This is a genomic window from Streptococcus sp. NLN76, assembly GCF_015686645.1.
Lineage (GTDB): Bacteria > Bacillota > Bacilli > Lactobacillales > Streptococcaceae > Streptococcus.
Map to the genome: position 1 here is coordinate 1 of NZ_JADPMS010000039.1, position 20,000 is coordinate 20,000.

18 protein-coding genes are annotated in these 20,000 nt (G+C 42.6%); 4 read left to right on the forward strand and 14 right to left on the reverse strand.

What is annotated here, in order from left to right:
- The 3 genes from I1A59_RS07425 to rlmD all read right to left on the reverse strand — a co-directional run.
- Positions 1 to 3,437: MucBP domain-containing protein (locus tag I1A59_RS07425; protein ID WP_196092149.1), on the reverse strand; the 3,437-nt coding region annotated here is incomplete at its 3' end.
- Between the two features lie 239 nt (positions 3,438 to 3,676).
- Positions 3,677 to 3,928, reverse strand: a complete 252-nt coding sequence (locus I1A59_RS07430; RefSeq protein ID WP_196092150.1) for a DUF1912 family protein — start codon at positions 3,926 to 3,928, stop codon at positions 3,677 to 3,679.
- Positions 3,925 to 5,289 (reverse strand): 23S rRNA (uracil(1939)-C(5))-methyltransferase RlmD, encoded by a 1,365-nt coding sequence (rlmD, locus tag I1A59_RS07435; protein ID WP_196092151.1) that lies wholly within the window; start codon positions 5,287 to 5,289, stop codon positions 3,925 to 3,927. Before rlmD ends, I1A59_RS07430 begins: the two co-directional genes overlap by 4 nt.
- Positions 5,290 to 5,326: 37 nt before the next feature.
- On the opposite strand from rlmD, the gene recX reads away from it, so the two are divergent.
- Both recX and I1A59_RS09800 read left to right on the forward strand, forming a co-directional pair.
- Positions 5,327 to 6,124, forward strand: a complete 798-nt coding sequence (gene recX / locus I1A59_RS07440) for a recombination regulator RecX (RefSeq protein ID WP_196092152.1) — start codon at positions 5,327 to 5,329, stop codon at positions 6,122 to 6,124.
- Positions 6,125 to 6,381: 257 nt separating this feature from the next.
- The gene (locus tag I1A59_RS09800) at positions 6,382 to 6,507 is read left to right on the forward strand and encodes a hypothetical protein (RefSeq protein WP_282097654.1); all 126 of its coding nucleotides are present in this window, start codon (positions 6,382 to 6,384) and stop codon (positions 6,505 to 6,507) included.
- Positions 6,508 to 7,338: 831 nt separating this feature from the next.
- On the opposite strand, the gene I1A59_RS07445 is transcribed toward I1A59_RS09800, so the two are convergent.
- The 5 genes from I1A59_RS07445 to I1A59_RS07465 all read right to left on the reverse strand — a co-directional run bounded on the left by I1A59_RS07445 (position 7,339) and on the right by I1A59_RS07465 (position 11,743).
- Positions 7,339 to 8,481 (reverse strand): nucleotidyltransferase family protein, encoded by a 1,143-nt coding sequence (locus I1A59_RS07445; RefSeq protein ID WP_196092153.1) that lies wholly within the window; start codon positions 8,479 to 8,481, stop codon positions 7,339 to 7,341.
- Positions 8,478 to 10,148, reverse strand: a complete 1,671-nt coding sequence (locus I1A59_RS07450) for an ABC transporter ATP-binding protein (protein ID WP_196092154.1) — start codon at positions 10,146 to 10,148, stop codon at positions 8,478 to 8,480. The genes I1A59_RS07445 and I1A59_RS07450 overlap by 4 nt, the downstream gene beginning before the upstream one ends.
- Positions 10,135 to 10,575 (reverse strand): S24/S26 family peptidase, encoded by a 441-nt coding sequence (locus I1A59_RS07455; protein WP_196092155.1) that lies wholly within the window; start codon positions 10,573 to 10,575, stop codon positions 10,135 to 10,137. The genes I1A59_RS07450 and I1A59_RS07455 overlap by 14 nt, the downstream gene beginning before the upstream one ends.
- 6 nt (positions 10,576 to 10,581) lie before the next feature.
- A complete protein-coding gene (locus I1A59_RS07460; protein WP_196092156.1) occupies positions 10,582 to 10,848 on the reverse strand; it encodes a PqqD family protein in 267 nt (88 codons plus the stop codon).
- A 151-nt stretch (positions 10,849 to 10,999) separates the two neighbouring features.
- Positions 11,000 to 11,743 carry a hypothetical protein gene (locus I1A59_RS07465; protein WP_196092157.1) on the reverse strand — a complete coding sequence of 248 codons (744 nt, stop codon included), beginning with the start codon at positions 11,741 to 11,743 and terminating at the stop codon, positions 11,000 to 11,002.
- 558 nt (positions 11,744 to 12,301) lie between these two features.
- On the opposite strand from I1A59_RS07465, the gene I1A59_RS07470 reads away from it, so the two are divergent.
- Complete coding sequence (locus I1A59_RS07470) at positions 12,302 to 12,835, forward strand: DUF402 domain-containing protein (protein WP_135037582.1); 534 nt, start codon at positions 12,302 to 12,304, stop codon at positions 12,833 to 12,835.
- A gap of 401 nt (positions 12,836 to 13,236) precedes the next feature.
- Positions 13,237 to 13,554 (forward strand): DUF960 family protein, encoded by a 318-nt coding sequence (locus I1A59_RS07475; protein ID WP_196092158.1) that lies wholly within the window; start codon positions 13,237 to 13,239, stop codon positions 13,552 to 13,554.
- Positions 13,555 to 13,961: 407 nt separating this feature from the next.
- On the opposite strand, the gene I1A59_RS07480 is transcribed toward I1A59_RS07475, so the two are convergent.
- The 6 genes from I1A59_RS07480 to pyrH all read right to left on the reverse strand — a co-directional run bounded on the left by I1A59_RS07480 (position 13,962) and on the right by pyrH (position 19,450).
- Positions 13,962 to 15,476 (reverse strand): amidase family protein, encoded by a 1,515-nt coding sequence (locus I1A59_RS07480; RefSeq protein WP_196092159.1) that lies wholly within the window; start codon positions 15,474 to 15,476, stop codon positions 13,962 to 13,964.
- A 306-nt stretch (positions 15,477 to 15,782) separates the two neighbouring features.
- Positions 15,783 to 16,766, reverse strand: coding sequence for a PhoH family protein (locus I1A59_RS07485; protein ID WP_196092160.1), 984 nt, complete (start codon positions 16,764 to 16,766; stop codon positions 15,783 to 15,785).
- Positions 16,767 to 16,828: 62 nt separating this feature from the next.
- A complete protein-coding gene (locus tag I1A59_RS07490; RefSeq protein WP_196092161.1) occupies positions 16,829 to 17,044 on the reverse strand; it encodes a YozE family protein in 216 nt (71 codons plus the stop codon).
- Complete coding sequence (gene cvfB / locus I1A59_RS07495; RefSeq protein ID WP_196092162.1) at positions 17,037 to 17,909, reverse strand: RNA-binding virulence regulatory protein CvfB; 873 nt, start codon at positions 17,907 to 17,909, stop codon at positions 17,037 to 17,039. The genes I1A59_RS07490 and cvfB overlap by 8 nt, the downstream gene beginning before the upstream one ends.
- Positions 17,910 to 18,152: 243 nt before the next feature.
- Positions 18,153 to 18,710, reverse strand: coding sequence for a ribosome recycling factor (frr, locus tag I1A59_RS07500; RefSeq protein WP_196092163.1), 558 nt, complete (start codon positions 18,708 to 18,710; stop codon positions 18,153 to 18,155).
- Positions 18,707 to 19,450, reverse strand: a complete 744-nt coding sequence (pyrH, locus tag I1A59_RS07505) for a UMP kinase (protein WP_196092164.1) — start codon at positions 19,448 to 19,450, stop codon at positions 18,707 to 18,709. The genes frr and pyrH overlap by 4 nt, the downstream gene beginning before the upstream one ends.
- Between the last annotated feature and the right edge of the window lie 550 nt (positions 19,451 to 20,000).

The window sequence follows — 20,000 nt, forward strand, 5'->3', positions numbered from 1 at the left end:
ATCGTGTTGCCATCCGTATCTTTATAGTGGACAATGACATTACCCTTAGGCTCTTCTTTCAAGACATATTGATAAACAATGGTTTGTTTACCTTCTTTAACTTCACCAGTTTCTGGAGCATCTCCTTCATTTGAACGAACTGGTTTTGTTGTTGAAAGAACGTATGTTTTGCCGTCTTTTTCAATTTCAGCTGGTTTCGTACCTTGGTAAGCTTCACCAATTGGGCTGTCTTCTGGTTTAACCACTGTTGGATCTTTAAGTTCATCTTCTGTACCTTCAATCACGTAGCGAGCGTTTACTTCGCCACCGACTTGTTGGTAAACATAAGTAACTTCTTTCGTTTCTTCTGTTACCTTACCAGAAACTGGATCACTACTTTCCAAATGGCTGTTAGAATCAACTTTACCTACTGGGTAGTCTCCGGCTGGGACAAGTTTGTATTTCTTGCCGTCCTCAGTTGTGATGGTTTCGTCTTTTTTGTCATCGGTGTTGTAATCAGAATCGACTTCACCGTCTTCTACATCTTTAACCGGATCCTTGATTGGAGTTCCGTTCTTATCAACATAGTTAACAACGACATCACCCTTAGGCTCTTCTTTTAATTTATAAACATAGGTGATTTTCTTAGTTTCTTCAGCTACTTTACCTGTTACCGCATCAGTTCCAAGATCCTTATCCGTTTGCGCTAACGTTGTAAGGTTGCTATCCTCACCTACAGTACCGACTGGATAGGATCCCGCCGGAACCAATTCATAAACCTTACCGTCTGCAGCTGTGATGGTGGCTGGACGATTGTCGACTTTAGTATCATAGTCCGTTCCAGTATCTTCTTGGTTAACATCGATGACTTGTGCTTGAAGAGTATTTCCTTCTGTGTCCACATAGTCTACCAGAACGGAACCTTTTTGAAGTTCATAGTAATAGACAATCCGGGTTGTCCCTTCGACAACTTTACCATTTTCAGTACCGGCAACTTCGTCAATCCGCTTATAGACTTTACCGTCAGCAGTTGTAATTTTTTCAGGACGGTTATCAGTTGTCGTATAATCTGTACCGGTTGATGTAGCAGTGGTATCTACTACCGCACCTTCCCAGGCACGTTTTTCCTCGGTTTCAGTGTCTGTGACACTACCGATTGTCTTACCATCTGAAGATGTTCCCGTAATCGGGGTTCCATCTTTTGTCCGATAAAGAACAACAACATCTCCCTTAACCTCTTGATAAATGTAGGTTACCGTTTGGTCTTCTTCTTTTACTTGACCAGAAGCTGGCGCACTTGAAGTTAAATGGTTGTTGTTATCTACCTCTCCAACTGGATAGTTTCCAGCCGGAGCAAGCTTGAATGTCTTACCCTCTTCTGTCTTAATGGTGTTCGGCTTATGGTCCCCTGTGTCATAATTGGAGTCAAGTTCTCCATTCTTGGTGTCCGTCACCTGCTCAACAAGTTGATCTCCATCAGGAACCTTAAGAGTATTGCCGTCAGTATCCTTGTAGGTTACATAGACATTCCCTGTTTTTTCGTAATAATAGTTAACATTAGAAGATAAGGTCCAACGGTTTCGAATCGTCAAGTTTCCGGAAACAGTTGTCGCAGTTTCAGCTACAGGATATCTGAAGCGTGACCCACTTGCATCACCCGTTCTTGAAGTCGGATTATCTGGCAGAGCTAAAAATGCTTCAAAAGTTGTCCCTGAATTCGCAACATTTTCTCTCAACCGATAAAAAGCATCTTTGTTATTCGAGAGGTAAGAATTACTATTAACAACTTCGTCTGATAGCTTACCATCTAAATTATGAATCTTATCTTCATAAACGGTATAATTTCCCATGTTTTGGAAAAATTCCCTCACCGAAGGAGCTTCATGAGTATTAGCATCTTTTGGAAGCATATAGACGGTCAGTTTATAAGTACCTTGGTTATCGATGTACTCGCGTTTTTGATAGACAGTAATATTACTTCCGCCACTACGTGCCGTTGTAACAGCACGTACATATTGAATATCACCTTTTAGATAGGATGTATTTGTATTCCCGAGTCTTCCATCTTGGTTGGCTGGAGCAGACGATTCCACATACGTATAACCAGGAATTTCAATTGGCTGAGTTGTATAAGGATCACCTTCCCAACCTTCTTGAATATACTCATTCGCAACTGGAGTAGTCCGATCTTTAATCCACAAATATTTCGTAACCTGCTTTGTATACTTAGGCAGAGTCATATTGATTGAATTGTAAGTTGCATTCGGATCATTTGTTGGAAGATAAGAGTATACCCTTCTTAATAAGCTGTGATTTGCAGTATCGGCCAATATATCTTTGTCACTAGCTGTAAAGACCGGTGAAGTTGGACGATTCTCAAAGTCTCTAACCTGTGCATTTTGTGTTAATTTAATTGGAACTGTTCTACCAATTTGTGTTCCAGACTCATTAAATACACTGATGTAGGCTGTATCTGGAATGGCACTAAGTTCACCATCTGGAATGGTTGGTTTTTCAACAGAAAAGACGTAATAATCTTTACTTTCCGTATTGTAAATAACAGTATACGTCTTTCTATTCGTATCTGGGTCTTTAGGATAATTCTCTGGACTAGATTCCGTAACCGTATATCCATCACGTGGCTGATCATTTGCATTCGTTTCATTTGCCCTAAATGCACTCGTTGAACCCTTATTCGCATTAATATACTTCTGATAATTGCGGTTGAAGGTGAGGGCTCGGATCTGCTCCTCTGTCAATTGGGAGAAGAGCTCTTGTGTCATTCTGAAATTTCCGAAGGAATAAACACCTAGTTGAGCAATGTCTCGAGGTGACATGTTCTTGAGGCGTTCACCTGTTAGGAGATTGCTGATGACTTCTTCGATTCCTTCATCAGATAGTACAGCTTCATGCTCTTCGGTACTTGCATGTACACGGTCAGCAGGTTCTGTTGGTGTATTCGCAACAACCGCTGAACTTGTTGAAGCACTTGCAGGAGTCACAGAAGTGTCTGTTTCTACTGAGGCTTCCTTGTCATTTTGCGCGACGGTAGCATCGGTAGATTTCTCCTCGACTTTTTTATCTGCTACGTTTTCAGCGTCTGTCTGCTTTTCTTCCACGACTGGTGCTTCTGCTTTCGCTTCTGTCACAGTTGCAGTTGAAATTTCGGGTTGTACTTCAACCTCGGTCACAGTAAGCGATGTGCTACTAGCCTCTGTCACGGGCTGGGCTGGAGCCGTTAACAAAGGATCCGGGAGAGCATCTTCTCCACTGGCCTCTGTTCCGGCAATTGAGGTCTCCGTTCCCTCTTTAGAATTTTCTTGCTCTGCAGCTTGAGCTACCTCACTCCCTACCGAAAGCAGGGCACCCAAGAAAACGCTAGCTAGGCCGAAATGGTATTTCCTTAGCGAGAAGCGTTGTCTGCTGGAATACCAATCAAAACCCTTACGTTTTTTCATGTGTATATACATTCCTTTCCTATTTTATTTGTAAATAGTTTTACTCTTAGAGTATATCATATATCCTTTTCATTTTTTACAAAATAAGCTACGAAAAAAAAAAAAAAAAAAAACGGCACTTTTAAAAGTTGCACGTTTTTATGTGTCATAAATGGCATTTCCCTTTAAATTTGACAGTATATTCCTAACCACATAGAAAGCCTAAGAATATGGTATTTCCATGATCTTTTGGAATATTCTCAGTAATATTTTTTCCCTAAAAATTCATCCGGCAAATCATGAAAGGACTTGCCTTGATGGAAGCTCAAAAATTTACCTAATAAAAAGGTGTATGCATCTAAGCGACTCTCATAGCGAATCCAGGCATCACGCGCCATCTCATCTTTTTCCTCCTCCCAAAGACGACGACTTTCGGTAACAGCCATCTCATTGGTTGTGACTTGTAGTTTTAACCACTGCTCCATATCCTTTAAAAATTCCTGTTCTTTCATTTGGTTTCTCCTCTGTTTTTTAATTGTAACTTCACGACTGCTTCGGTTCGAGCAGTATGAGGAAACATATCCACTGACTGAATATAGTCCACCTGATAGATTTTTGCCAAGGTTTTCAGATCGCGAGCTAGTGTTGAGACGTTACAAGAAACATAAACCATCTTTTCGGGCTTAAATTTCAAAATCGTCTGTAACAGCTTTTCATCCAAACCCGTTCGAGGTGGATCCACAATCAGGGCATCGGCACGATAGCCTTCAGCATACCAACGAGGGATAATGCTCTCCGCTGTTCCCGCTTCATAATGGGTATTGGTAAAGCCCATTTTTTTAGCATTAACCTTGGCATCTTGTATAGCCTCTGGTACTATATCCATCCCACGTACAGATGCGACTTTATCCGCAAATGCAAAACCAATTGTTCCCACACCACAGTAGGCATCTATCAAATGGTCTGTCTCCCTAACATCCAAGGCCTTGACAGCCTCTTGGTACAGAACCTCTGTCTGCTGAGGGTTCAGCTGATAGAAGGCTCGTGGAGACAATTCAAAACTGTAGTCCAGCACCCCTTCCTGGATATGCTCTGGTCCCCAAATAATTTCGGTCTCGGCTCCATAAATGTCACTGGTCTTCCGTGCCTGAATGTTTATGGCAATCGTTCGGATAGCTGGAAAATCAGTTGTCAAATGCTTGACCACTGCGCTCAAGTCCAAACGCCGGCTCAAGACAAAAATCATATGTACCTGCCCGGTTTTACGAGCCCTGCGAACCATGACAGTCCGAACTCCCTGCTCTCTACGTTCATCGTAAACCGGTATCTGCAAATCATCCAATAACTCAGCCGTTCGGTTGATGATGGTTTGCGTCACCTTATCTTGAACCAGGCAGTCCATCACTGGCACCAAACGATGGGAATTCTCAGCGAACAAACCCGCAGCCACCTTATCTTTCACGCGCCTTGTCTGAAATTGCAATTTCCCTCGATAATACACCGGCTTCTTCATCCCAAGAGTCGGACGAAGCTCATACTCTTCATAACCTTCTGGCTTGAACTTTTTCAATGCCTGTTTCAAGACATCCTTTTTAAATTCCAGCTGTTTGCGGTATTGGAGGTGCATAATTTGACAACCCCCACAAGTTTCATAGATGGGACAAGCAGGATCTACCCGGAAACGGGATGCCTTATTTACCTTGAGCAGACGAGCCTCCGCATAATTGGGCTTTACCCGACTAATCTGACAGAAGACTTCCTCCCCTTTTAGCGCACCTGGCACGAAGACCAAGGTCCCCTTATGAAAGCCGATGCCTTCTCCATTTATGCCCATTCGTTTTATTTTTAGTGGAATTCGTTGTTTTACTTTCATACCCCTTATTTTACAATAAAAAAGGTATAATAGACCTATGAAAATCACAAAACTTGAAAAGAAAAAACGGCTCTATCTCCTTGAAACCGATCACGGGCAAACCTTCTACATCACGGAGGACACCATCGTCCGCTACTTCCTATCTCAAGGCAAGGAAGTTACAGGTGACGAACTGGAAGAAATCCGAGCCTTCGCCCAAATTTCCTACGGTAAAAACCTGGCCCTCTACTACCTCTCCTTCCAAAACCGTAGCAAGAAAGAAGTCCACGACTATCTTGCCAAATACGACATCGCCACCGCACAGATCACCATCATCCTCAAGGATTTGGAGGCCGACAACTGGATTAACGACCAACGCTACTGCCAAAACTATCTGGAAGGAAAAATCCGAACTGGCAACAAAGGCCCCTACCGACTACAAGAAAAACTCAAACAAAAAGGGATCTCCCCAGACCTCATTTCACAAGCTCTCCAAAACCTCGACTTCGCCCCCCTAGCGCTCAAAGAGGCTGAAAAACTCCAGCGCAAATACAGCCAACGACTGAGCCACCGCAATCTCAAAATCAAACTCCAACAAACCCTCTACCAGAAAGGATTTGACTCCGAGACTATCCGCTCGGTCCTTCCTCAATTAAACTGGGAGAAAGACAGCGAAACCGAGGATACTCTTCTCGAAAAAGAACTCAACAAAGCCCTCCGCCGCTACCAAAAAAAATACGACGGCTTCCAACTCAAACAAGCCCTGACACACGCACTCCTACGGAAAGGTTTTGAGTACAACCGCATCAAGGAACAAGTCGATCAAACCCTTCGCGACCTGGATGAATCCGATTAATACTCATTCAATTTCAAAATCTAACCTTGTCAAGTCTGACGGTAACCTATTGATTGCTTGCAAGCACGCCCTCTCGAGTCCATTCAAGAAGCCCCCAACCTCTTAAAGAACGAGACGGAATCAGATAAATTGTCATCGGTATAACACTTTTGGAATCCTTCCCTCCATCATTCTCCACCTTTTTGAGCATATTTTTTGCACTCCTTTCTTTAGGCGTGCTATGATAAAAGTCAAACAAAGTTAGAAAGGAGAATCCTATGAAAAACACCTATACATCACCTCTTGTAGAAGTTGTTACATTTGATCAAAATGATATTGTTGTAAATCTTGCAACTTCTGGAGAAACAATTGGGGAAGTTCAATTGGAGGGAGATGAGGAATAATTTCTAAATCTTTCCAAGAACCTAAATCATTGCTGAGGGACAATTCCCTCAGCAACGGTTTTAGGAATGAACTTCATTCGAAACCTCGTATCCATTCTCTCCTATGATTGGTTCGAGTACACTAACGATCAATGGTATTGATTATTAAAAAAGATATCTATAAAAGCCTCCCAATGACTAGAAATCAGATCTAGTCATTGGGAGGCTTTTTTGAGGTAATACTCATTACATTTCAAAATATGAATGTGTTATACTCTTTTAGTTTATTTTTTATTACTGTGTTAGCTCGTCTTGCCGTACTTTAGTACTGCCTGCGACTCGCTGCCTTGTACTAAAAGCAAACTAAAAGACTATAATCCTCTTCGCTGAACGTATTGATTGCGTGCTTTGCACGCATTATTGATAAGATTCAACAGGTCTCCCAGACCTGTTGAACTGTCTTCATCGGATTGATGGCAAGCGACGCTTGTTTCATTACCTATAAATTTTAATCCAATTCCTGGATTAAAATTCGTTTCAGATTTCGAACTGTTTCGAGTATGAGGCATTGCTTGGATAACTTTTCTTCATATAGTAGGAATTCTAAATCTTCTCCAATCGAACACCTGTATCAACCTTACACTCATTCAATTTCAAATTTTGACCTTGTCAATTCTCTTCGGTGAACTTATTGATTGCGTGCTTTGCACGCCTCATCGAGTATCTTCAACAGGTCTCCCAGAGCTGTTGAACTACCATCATCGGCTTTCCTCGTCATCTCTTTGAAAGTTTCGAGTATTCTGATTTTGAAATTAGTTAAGTATTAAAATGAACCCTTTCCCGTTTTTAGGCTTATTTTTTCATCTTCCATAACAATTGTAATTCATAAGCAACCCGGTCTTTCCGATTCAGGGCGGCATCACCTAATCGGTGGGCCCAGCCAAGAGGGAGAAGGATCGGGTATTTTTGGACATAGGGATACTTGTGTTTGATGAGTTTGGACGGCAGGAAAATACGCTTCCAAGTATAGACTAGCGAAGCTACTAGAGGTGAAGAGTGGTCTTGATGAACCGCCTTTAGGCGATTCTCTACATGATGCTCAAAGGTTCCATAGGCTCCTTGTGTGAGGATAACATCTGCCACTGGATTCAAATCCTCAGACCACTTTCCAGTTTGGAACCAGGCATCTGTAAGGGCCAGGATAGATTGATGGAAATCAATCAATTCCAAGTCCGCTAGACCTTTGTTAACTAGACCCCAGTCTAACTGCTGCTCGTATTTTTCTAAAAAGATAAAGATGTCCATCACTGAACGAATCCCACTTCCACCTTTAAAATAATGTTTTGCAAAATGAGCAACCATAAAGAGATAAAAATCTTCTAAGCTCATCCGATAGCGATAGTCTCCTTGGTCGGTCAGAATGGAGGGTGAGGTGATTCCTGCTTGGAAGAAGGGAGCATAGGGTTCTTTCTGATCAAATAAATACCGATGGATTTCAACCTCAATTCGATAAAACCCTTTATCCATCCGGTAGGTATCATGATTGGACAAACCATAATCAATATTTTGATAGCCCGTCTGCCCTAATAGATCAAAAACTTTTTGCGCATCTTCAGGATCGATTAAAATATCGAGATCCCCAAGGTAGCGGTAATCGAGCTGGGGATAATCATGGATCAAAACCGATCCTTTCAAGGGCATATGCTTGATTTTTTGCTGACTAAACAACTGACTCAAGCGTTCCAATTCTGCCATTTGGTTCATTGTTTTGATAATATTCCCGTCTCGATTAGCTTCCCATTCCCTCAAGAGAGATTCAGATGGCTGCCGTTCTAATTGTTCAATCGCATAGAAACTAATCCCCTCAATACAGTGAAATTTCGCAAACTGATAAATCTCTTCAAAAGTCAACTCCGCCGGTTTTTCCATTGGCTTCTCGCCTTTCAAAACCGATCCTAGCAAACTGACAAGATACAAGCCGATTTGTTTGTTCATGATTTTCTTTCCTGAACCCTTCCTTTTTCTAATTGGATTTGGCGATCACAAACCTCTAAAGAGGCTGGTCGATGGGTCACTATGATGCATGTTTTTTCTGTTAATCCAGCAATGCTGGCTAAGACTTTCTTTTCAGTGGTTTCATCCAAGGCGCTGGTGGCTTCATCTAACAGTAAAATCTGAGCCTGTGATAGGAATGCTCTAGCCAAGGCCAAGCGTTGTTGCTGGCCTTCAGATAGGGTTTTTCCTTGTTCCCCCAACAGATGATCCAATTGTCCCGGAAGCTCACGCACAAATTCCGTTGCTGACGCTTTTTCCAAGGCCTCCCATATCTCTTCATCCGTTCTGACTCCCTGCCCTAGCAAGAGGTTATCGCGAATAGTCCCCGAAAAGAGAGCATGCCCCTGTGGAACATAGGTAAAGAGAGAACGAATTTGAGCAAGACTGAGGTCCGAATAGCAATAGTCTCTATTCTTGACCCTTAGTTTGAGAACTCCTTCCTCTGGCTCATACAATCCTAGCATGAGGTAAAAAAGTGTACTTTTCCCATTCCCCGAAGTTCCTGTTAAGGCAATTTTGTCCCCCGCAGCAATATTTAATTGAACTTCCGATAATATTTTACCCTTATCCGAATAGGAAAAATCAACTGCTTCAAATGAGAGATTTTGGAACTCCAATTCCTCCTCCGGATAACTGGACTCCTGAGACTCTACATCCACCTCTTCTAACGCCATCAAGCGTTCACTACTCGCTAATAGTGCATAATAGCGGTTGGTTAAATTCGATAAATTCGTGATTGGTAGCATTACATTATTCACAAGCTGCATCAAGGCCACCAGTGTTCCGTAACTGATCTCCCCACGAGCAATTTGAAAGCTCCCCAAGCAAATAACCAGCAGCGAACTAATCTGTACACTCCCCTGTTTCGCTAGGCTACTTATAGAGGTCAACCTACGCCGTTTTTTTCGCGTTCTCTCATAGTCTCCCTGTAAAGTCCCAAATTTCAAAAGACCTTGGGACTCTGCTCGGAAAGCCTTAACCACTACCAAGTTGGTCATCATTTCCTGTAGAAAAACTTGCAGCCTGTCTTTAGAACCCTGCACGGCTCTATGAACTTCCTTAAATTTTTTTCGAAATAAAAGATTTAAGGAAAATAAGATTATCCCGGCTAGTCCAAGCCAAAAAGTCAAACCAGGTACCAATTGGTAGAGTAAATAAAAGGACAACAAAATATTGACCCCAATTCGCAAGGAATTGGGAATCAAGACTGCGAGCCCACTCGTGACAATTTCAATATCTGAAAAAAAGCGAGTCAGCCATTCACCAACAGCCATCTCCCGCACCGCTATGTATGGCTTCACAAAGATCTGTTCCAAAACCCGTTTCCGAAACAAGACCTCCAAACGAGTTTGTAACAAATCTTCCATTGCAGGGAGCAATAAACGCAATATCAACTGTAAAACAGCCAATAGGGCCAAGACTAGCATTTGTGTCAAAAGAAGTGACTGATCCCCACCAACAGCCGCATCAATGACCGATCGACTCTTTGAAATAAAAGCGATCCGTACGATTGAGAAGAGAACGCTGATCAGCGAAAGGAACAGAACAGTTCCCTGTAAGAATTTTGTCTGACAGTAAAGCCAGCGAATGATGTCACGGGGTCCCATGAATTCGCCCCCTTCTTAGTTTCCGATAGACCTTCAAAATGAAGAAGCGCAGGATCCACGGTTTACACCAGAACCACCGATAGAGAGAACTTTTCACATTCCTAAAATCAGCCGTTCGCCCCCGACGTTGGTAATTCACCAATACAGCTATAACTTGATCTGCATCGGGATATTCAAAATAAGTACAGTTATCCCCATTCAAAATAAGAGCTCCGTTTTGAATACGGGCCACCCGATGTAACACCAAGATGCGATCCCTACGACGATACAAAACAATATCCCCCACATGGATTTCCCCAAAAGAATCCAGAGATTCCAGGGTTACTAAATCTCCATTACGTAAGGCTGGATACATACTATTCCCTTGAGCCTGTAAAATATGGTGGCCTTCTACTGCAAGGTGTTCCTCAATACTTCGTTTCTGCATATATGCCTAGTCTGCCAGTAAATTTTCACGCGCCAACAAAGCCAAGAAGGCCCCTACATCTTTTTGAGCCAGTTCCTGATCAATCCCATACTCCTCTTGCAGAGCCAGAACGAGACTTGCTTCCTCAGCCCCCTCCTGTAAGTGCCTCCACAAGAACTGCGCAGATTCATTCAATTTAATCATCCCTTGAAATTCCTGATTGCGCTCACCAACCGCAACAACCACATACTGATTTCCCAATTTATTCAACACAAAATCAGATTTAATTTTCATTTTTAGTTCATCCTTTCTCAAAAACGAATACTCGAAACAGCTTGAAATCTGAATCAAAAAACAAGCATTGCTTCCTCCTTTAACCGATGCTGACTTAACCAGTTTCAGAAAAAGCGGATTCCCACGTTTAGAATTTAAAATGCAATGAGTACTAAGAACTCTGTTCCTCAAGCCATTTACTGGACCCAAGTCCCTTGTGCATCCCTTGATAAGCCAATTGAGCGGCTGCTTCCGATATCGTACATTCCAAAATATAAAAAGGGATGTTTTGGATGGTCCAGTCTAGCAAATTCATCAATTTTGCTAATTTCACAGAATCCCTAGGCAATCGTAATTGAGGAAAGAGGCGATCCATGACTTCCTCTTGACTGGCTAACCGCATCCGATTCTGAGCGCCCCTCTCCAGAAAACAAATTCCCTTTAAGGGAACTTGCACATTTGTCTCCCAACCTTCTTTTCCACACCAGGGAGTTCCAGCCGCTAGCAATTCCTCCCCGCGTTTAAACAGAAACGGCTTATCCCCGTTCACAACAAATGCTTTTTCCCCAAAATACTGCAACCATTGGCGAACATGGGTACTCTTTCCCATTCCAGATCGAGCAGTGAAGGCGAAAGCCTCTCCCCCGACAGCTACTACAGCTGCATGTAGAAAGAAGGCATCAAAATCCAGGATCTGGTCGCAGAGGACTGCTAGAACAGCTGTAATTTCATGAACTCCTCGGGAAAAATCTTCCTCCGTCTTCACTTGAAAAAATTCAATATCCTTATCCGTAACAGAAATCTGGATATCAGCCTTCACACCAGTATCCGCTATCAGATAGTTCTGCACAAATGGCCGAATTTCTGGATACCGCTCTTGAATGTCAACACTTACTCCCGCGATTTCTATGCGCATACTCACTCCTCTTCCTATTCTTTCAATCTGAAAGGCCTTCTGATAAAACGGCCATAACGTAAGCAAGGGTGGAAAAGTTTCCTCTCCCAACCCTTCAACCAACCTATATCGTTCACGAATACTCTTCCAAAATCTCCCTAGCCATTATCATCTATGTTATACCCTATTTGGAAGCTGGGGCAAAAGTCTCAACCTTCCTATTTTAGTTAGCGGAATAACGTTTACGCAGCAAGTTCAAAACCATTCCAGAGATTTCAACCTTCAGCAGTTCACCTCCTAGGCAATTTGACTTTCATTCATAAGTAGCTACAACCCCTATGAATAAAGGAAAAACAGGCATCACGTAGAGCTGAACACTTTGTTTATAGTAGCATGATTCCACAAAAATAACAAGGGAAGTGAACTCCCAAAAACCTCCCTCAAGCGAATCTCAAAGCAAGCGCTACTTTTTAGCAAACCAAACCTAGCTCCCCCACATCACTCAAATCTTTTTAAGACATCCTCTTTCTTTTTATGATATACTTATACAGTAAGTGTATTGTAGAAAGTTGGTAGCTTATGAAACTTCCAAAAGAAGGCGACTTTATTACAATTCAAAGTTATAAGCATGATGGGAATTTGCACCGCACTTGGCGCGATACCATGGTACTAAAAACAACAGAGAACGCCCTCATTGGTGTCAACGACCATACACTGGTTACCGAGAGTGATGGTCGTCGTTGGGTGACACGTGAACCAGCCATTGTCTATTTCCACAAGAAGTATTGGTTCAATATTATCGCTATGATACGCGATAATGGCGTCTCCTACTACTGTAACCTGGCCAGCCCCTATTACTTGGACCAGGAAGCCCTTAAATACATTGACTACGACCTCGATGTCAAAGTTTTTGCGGATGGGGAAAAACGTCTACTGGATGTAGAAGAGTACGAACGTCATAAAAAACAAATGAACTACTCCGAGGATATCGATTTTATCCTCAAGGAGAATGTCAAAATTCTAGTGGATTGGATTAATAATGGCCGTGGACCTTTCTCCCAATCCTATGTAAATATTTGGTACAAACGCTATTTAGAACTCAAAAATCGGTAAAGTTAGCCTTAGGGGTCGTGTGGGTTCCACCTACCCCTTTTAGTTATACTCTTTAAACTTCAAATTTCGATACTCTTTGGAGTTCAAAATCTGACCTTGTCAAGCCTCTTTGATGAACTTACTGATTGCGTGCCTTGCACTATCATCATCTGCTGTCCTCGTCATTTTTTGAAATTCTTCGAGTGTTCTTATTTTATAGTCTGTTAATTTGCTTTTAGTACATGGCAGCGAGTCGTAGACAGCTCAAAATCTCTGGGGGAGATTTTGAGCTTGCTGAGTACAACTTTCGAAGTAAGTTTCAAATAAGTACGGCAAGACGAGCTAACACAGTAATAAAAGATAAACTAAAAGACTGTAAAACTTTCGAAAACTGACTAGGTATTTATAAGAAAGGAATTGCTATGGCTTTTTCAACCCCTACTGAACGTTATGCCTCCTTCGGCATTGTCACCAGTCTTCCCTCTGAACTCATTGATTCCTTTTGGTTTATTATCGATAAAAATTTGCAAGGTGTCTTTGACCTTACTTCACCCTTGCATTTTAGAATCCTGAAAACGGCAACGAATCAGGTTACCATCGAATACCGGAGCTCCCAAACAGCTTCTTGGATTCAATTCGACCTCCCCTATTCCTTTAATCCACGTTATCCTCGGGAAGTCTACATCGTAGAGCAAAACAATACCCAAGTTATCGTTTTACCAGACGAACTAAACGGGTGAAAAAAGCCAAACCGCCGTTGAGGTCTGGCTTTTTTAGCCATTCCTCTTCCTCCAAAGATTTTTGTAGTAAGAAATAGATTGGTTATACTCATTGCATTTCAAAATCTGAACGTGTTAATCCTCTTCGCCGAACCCTTTTGATTGCGTGCCTTGCACGCTTTAGCGATAATATTCAACAGGTCTCCCAGACCTGTTGAACTATCTTCATCGGATTGATGGCAAGCGACGCTTGCTTCATTACCTATAAATTTTAATCCAATTCCTGGATTATACTCTTTTAGTTTATCTTTTATTACTGTGTTAGCTCGTCTTGCCGTACTTTAGTACTGCCTGCGACTCGGTGCCTTGTACTAAAAGCAAACTAAAAGACTATAAAATTCGTTTCAGATTTCGAACTGTTTCGAGTATTACTTTTCTCCTGGTAGGGCTCGTAGTTGAGTCAACTGTTCAAAGCTATAGGCTGTCTGAATAACCTTTTCATCCTCACCTACTTTGGCAAAGAAGGTTGCTCCAACTGGTGTTTCATTGATTCGTCCAAAGGGAACCGTGAGTTCCGGTGCGCCAGCAACAGCTGCAAGAAGAACATTACTGTAGTCTTTAGCGACAAGTATATCCAGTTCCCGATTATCAATGACCTGATTCAATTTGTCTTGAGCGATTTGAATAATATGTCTCACTTTGGGATCGTTTCGTTTAGGTCGCAAGGCTTTTTCCAAAAGATTCTGACCATAGCGCATCCTCACCTCTGGATCCTGCCTATTGAATTCAATCAGTTCTCGCAAGGAATCAATCGGTGCTCCTGCAGTTTCTAAATAGTGGTTCAAATCTTTCTCAAAGTCATTTTTTAGAATAAATTCCAAATCAATCTTACGCGTATCAACGTCTACAGATACCACTTGAGCTCCTAGATCTTCTAGAGTCTCTATCAGTCGCTTATCAAAATCTTTGTCCGAATGTAAAAGACCAATTCTTTTTCCCTTGATAAAATCAGTTTCTAAAGAAAGAGAAGGATCTTTGTCACTGGCAGCACAGTAAGTTAGATAAGCATCTTCAACTGTCTTTGTGAGGGGACCGAGAGTATCTAGAGCATAGCTAATCGGAACGACCCCTTCACCGTTGATCTCACCACGGGTCGGTTTGTAGCCAACAACAGAGTTAATACTCGCAGGAGCTATTATAGAGCCACAGGTTTCCGTTCCAAGGCTAACTGTTGCTAGATCCATCGCCATCGCAACAGCACTGCCAGAGCTGGATCCCAGAGGACTTATCACAAGAGGATTGAAGGGATTGGTTGTCTGTCCCTTTTTAGCACTATAGCCACTTGGATTTTTTGTACTCATGTAATAAGACATCTCAGATAGGTTGGTCTTTCCCAAGAGGATCGCTCCATTCTCTAGAAGCTTGTCAACGACAGGAGCATTTTTAACAGGGATAAAATCTTTGAGTCCATAAGCTCCCGCACTTGTCGGCATGTTATTGGTGTTAATATTTTCCTTAACCAAAACTGGGATTCCTGCTAAAATCCGATTATCTTGCTTCTCATCAAACTTCCGGGCCTCAAGCATGGCGGTGGGGTTTATTTCACTCACTGCATTGTTGCCTTGTCTACTCTGATCCTCCTTGATCTTTAAGAGATAACATGCGACTAAATCCTGATGACGAATGTGTCCTTGGCGCAAAACCTCTTGTAACTCTCTGAGAGATTTTTGTTCCATTAAGGAGGCCTTTGCCCGCACGCTCTCGATATCAACCCCGGCCAGCTGCTGATCAATCGCCGCAATCACCTGGTGATTGCGAAAAGCAAGACTCTCTTCCTTAGCTGGCTTGTGCGACTGGAAGTATCGATACAAAGCAGCCGCTCCGAGGGTTGCGGTAGTAAGAACAATACCTGAGGTCCATAGAACTATTTTTTTCACCTTCATGTTTTTTTCCTATTCTTTGACTTATATATTCTTTTAGTTTGCTTTTAGTACAAGGCAGCGAGTCGCAGACAGTACTGAAGTACGGCAAGACGAGCTAACACAGTAATAAAAGATAAACTAAAGAGTACACTCAATGAAAATCAAACATTAAACTAGGAAGTGAGCCGCAGACAGTACTAGGGTACGACAAGGCGAAACTGACAACGTTTAAATTTGATTTTCAAAGAGTATATTCTGTTTCTAAGTGGTTTTGCAGAACCCCTAACCTCAAAGATCCCAATCTCAAGTGATTGGGATCTTTGAAGGCTAATGAGCTGAAGAATTCATCTCTTCTGTAACGTCTTTAGGTTGATAAGCAGAGATAATCTGCGATACCAGGGGATGACGAACAACATCTTGCGTTGTCAGATGGATAAATCCAATGGTCTGCAGGCGTTTTAACTTGTCCATGGCATCCAGCAACCCCGATTTTTGCTTATGAGGTAAGTCAATTTGACTGATATCCCCATTGATAATCATTTTGGAGTTAAACCCTAGCCTAGTCAAGAACATTTTCATCTGCAGGACGGTTGTATTTTGCGCTTCGTCCAAGATGACAAACGCATCATCCAGTGTCCGCCCCCGCATGTAGGCAAGCGGCGCAATTTCAATCACTTCTCGCTCCAGCAAACGGTTGGTCTGCTCCTTCCCAAGAATCTTATGTAGAGCATCATAGACTGGTCGAAGGTATGGATCCACTTTTTCCTTGAGGTCTCCTGGTAAAAAGCCCAAGCTTTCTCCGGCTTCAACTGCCGGACGTGTTAGAATAATCCGTTTGACTTGTCCACGCTTTAGGGCACGTACAGCTAAGGCAACTGCCAAAAAGGTCTTACCGGTACCGGCTGGGCCAATCCCAAAGACAATATCCTGGTTCTTAACCGCATCAACGAGGAGCTTTTGCCCTGGGGTCTTGATTCGAATGGATTTTCCTTGGAAATCTGTTAGGACTTCCTCCTCATAAAGAGCGACAAACTGATGGAGACGACCTTCCTTGGACATATTCATGGCCGTCACAACATCGGTTAAAGCAATTTGCATACCACGATTTACCAGTACCTGTAGAGCCTGAATAATCGCTTTCGCCTCCAATGCCTGCTCCTCGGATCCTAGAATCTGTACCCGCTCGGTCCTTGCATGGATGACCACATCCAAATAATCCTCCAATAATTTCAGATTCCGCTCATTGGAACCAAATAAGAGCAACAAATCATCCGGGTGGTTTAAGGTTAACTCAGTTGAAAATTCTTGCAAACGATTCTCCTTTTTTGCTTCTTTCCTATCAGTATAACAAATTCCCAGCCCCTTGTCTTTTCTCAATGGGATAAATAAGTCTCCCAAATACGATCAAATTGACTTAAATTAAAGGCAAAAGAGGCTTCTTCCTCCAAATAGCGGCTAATCTGGTCAAAATCACTGCTTTGGCGGGGAAAGGCAGTCTCGGTAAAGACCAGATCCGCCAAGGCAGCAGCCTCCACATCCACCTTAGAATCTCGCTGGGTCATGAGCCAGTGGTAGAAAGATTTACGCATGATCTTCCTCCCCAATCCACTCGGTGCCCCACTCATCCTGCTTGATTTTTCCAGCCTTCATGAGGCCACCCAAGGCCTTCTTAAATTGTCCCTTAGAAATCCCGAAGGTCTCCTTAATGGCCTGCGGTGAAGACTTGTCGTTCAAAGTCATGAAGCCGCCATTGGACTGCAAATACTGGGCAATCATCTGAGCATCGTTGGCCAACATTTCATGGGAACGAGGCTTGAGCGAGAGGTTCAGAGTCCGGTCAACTTGGCGAAAACCAATCACTCGCGCATCCAAAACCTGTCCCAAACGAGGCTCCTCAAAACGTTCAGATGGATGAACAAAGCCCAACATATTATTTTCAGGCAAATACACAAAGGTCCCACTTAACTTCAACCGATAAACAATAGCAGGCCAGGTTTGATTCTGCATATTGTCATAAGCCGGCCCAGCCAAGCGTTGAAAATCTTCCGGACTAGCTAAAATTCCCCAAATCCGCTCTTTGGCATCGACCTCTAACCGAATGTAGAGACGATCTCCCTTCTTAGGCCACAATTCTTTTAACTCTGGCAAAATATCCAAAGATACCACAACCTGTTTGTCAGGCAAACCAGTATCCACAAATACTCCCAAATCACGGCGCACCTCCGTTACTTGGCCCCAACCAAAGTTCTCCCGGTCAGCTGTTACCTCAATCGTTGTCAAACGCCGCTTCTGCTTCATATCCACATAGGCAAACCCCTTTACAGAATCCCCTAGAGCATGCTTCCCTTCAGCTTTATCCAGAGCATAGGTCTGCCCTTCTTTTTGAACATAATAATACTGATCATTTTCGTCTGTTATCAGGCCCACCAAATACGTAGCCAATAAACTTTCCATATCTACTCCTTTTTCAAAAGGAGGTTGGCTGCGCCAACCTCCTTATCCGAACTTAGACCTATTTCACTTCAAAATCAAATGACTCAAAACAGTTTGAAATCTGACTAGAATTTTAATTCTGGAATTGAATTAAAATTTATATCTACATGATGCATGCAAAGCATGCAATCGCTACCGATGCTGGTCGAACGAAGGGGCACCAAAGCGGCTTGGCAATGTTCAGATTTTAAACTGTACAGAGGATTAGACTTCTAAGATTTCTTTTTCCTTACCAGCTGTCATTTCATCGATTTTCTTAACAGCATCATCTGTTACTTTTTGAATGTCCTTTTCAAGACCTTTCAATTCGTCTTCTGTGATTTCTTTTGCTTTTTCTTGCTTCTTCGCTTCATCCATAGCATCACGGCGGATGTTACGGATAGCGATTTTCGCATTTTCACCAACTTTTTTCACTTCTTTGGCCAAATCACGACGGGTTTCTTCTGTCAAGGCAGGGATCACCAAACGAATCACAGAACCATCATTGGCAGGTGTAATACCAAGATCTGAGGCATTCAAAGCACGCTCAATATCTTTCAAAGAAGATTTATCAAATGGTGTTACCAAAAGAACGCGCGCTTCTGGAATTGTGATAGAAGCGATTTGATTCAAAGGCGTGTCTACACCGTAATATTCAACAGTGATACGGTCCAAGAGACTTGCGTTCGCACGACCTGCACGAATCGATGCAAATTCACGGGCAAGACTTTGGTGAGATTGGCTCATACGTTCTTGAGCTTTGGTTACAATTGCGTTACTCATTCATCATTCTCCTTTTGTGAGTTATTAGAAACAGTTGTCCCGATTTGTTCTCCGAAGACAACACGGCGGATATTTCCTGGTTCATTCATATTAAAGACCACGAGGTCAATATCATTATCCATTGAAAGACTAGATGCTGTTGAATCCATAACTGCCAAGCCTTTATTCAGAAGATCACGGTGGGTCAATTCATCAAACTTAATCGCATCCGCATTTTTACGAGGATCGGAATTATAGACTCCATCAACCCCATTTTTAGCCATCAAAATGGCTTCAGCTTCGATTTCCGCTGCCCGAAGTGCAGCTGTCGTATCGGTTGAGAAATAAGGGGAGCCAGTTCCCGCCCCGAAAATCACAATCCGACCCTTCTCCAAATGACGAAGTGCCCGACCACGGACAAAAGGTTCAGCAACCTGGTTCATTGGAATTGCAGTCTGCACACGCGTATCCACACCTACTTGTTGCAAGGAATCAGCCATCACCAAGGCATTCATCACGGTCCCCAACATTCCAGTATAGTCCGCTTGTACTCGGTCCATACCCGCCGCAGCTGCTGGCTCCCCCCGCCAAAGGTTTCCGCCACCAATAACAAGGGCAATTTGCACTCCCGCAGCCTGAACTTCAGCAATTTCTGCCGCCATTTTTTGAACCGTTAAAATGTCAATCCCGACACCGCGTTCACCGGCCAAGGCTTCTCCGGATAGCTTAATCAAGACACGATTGTATTTAGGTTTCACCATCTTACCTCTCCTTTTTTTGTCCTAACTATTGTAACACAAATATCGTATAGAGTCGCAATCTTTTCGCTTTCATTAACGATCCCTATCAAAACAGGGGGGAAGATCGTCCGATTTACAATTTTTACAAAGGTAAACTACACTTTTTCAAATTTTCCCCCTCGTTACCCCTGGAAAATTAAAACGCGCAAGCATATTTCATTGCGAGATCCGACAGAACTAAAGCAATGGGGGGAAGAACTCATTTCGTTTCAAAAGGGTTCGTTATACTCTTTTAGTTTATCTTTTATTACTGTGTTAGCTCGTCTTCCCGTACTTCAGTACTGTCTGCGACTCGCTGCCTTGTACTAAAAGCAAACTAAAACTCCAAGCAGGCTTCGCCTGCTAACTCATGACGGAAAATTAGTTTAGGTATATAATAAAGATGAGCAATACAAATCCGTAAGTTTATTAGGGCTTTGCCGAGCCTGTAACTAAAACTGGATGAATAAGAGTCATGAGATAACTCGAATACGCCTTGAGCGTGAAAATAAAATTACAAAACAGCCTCTTA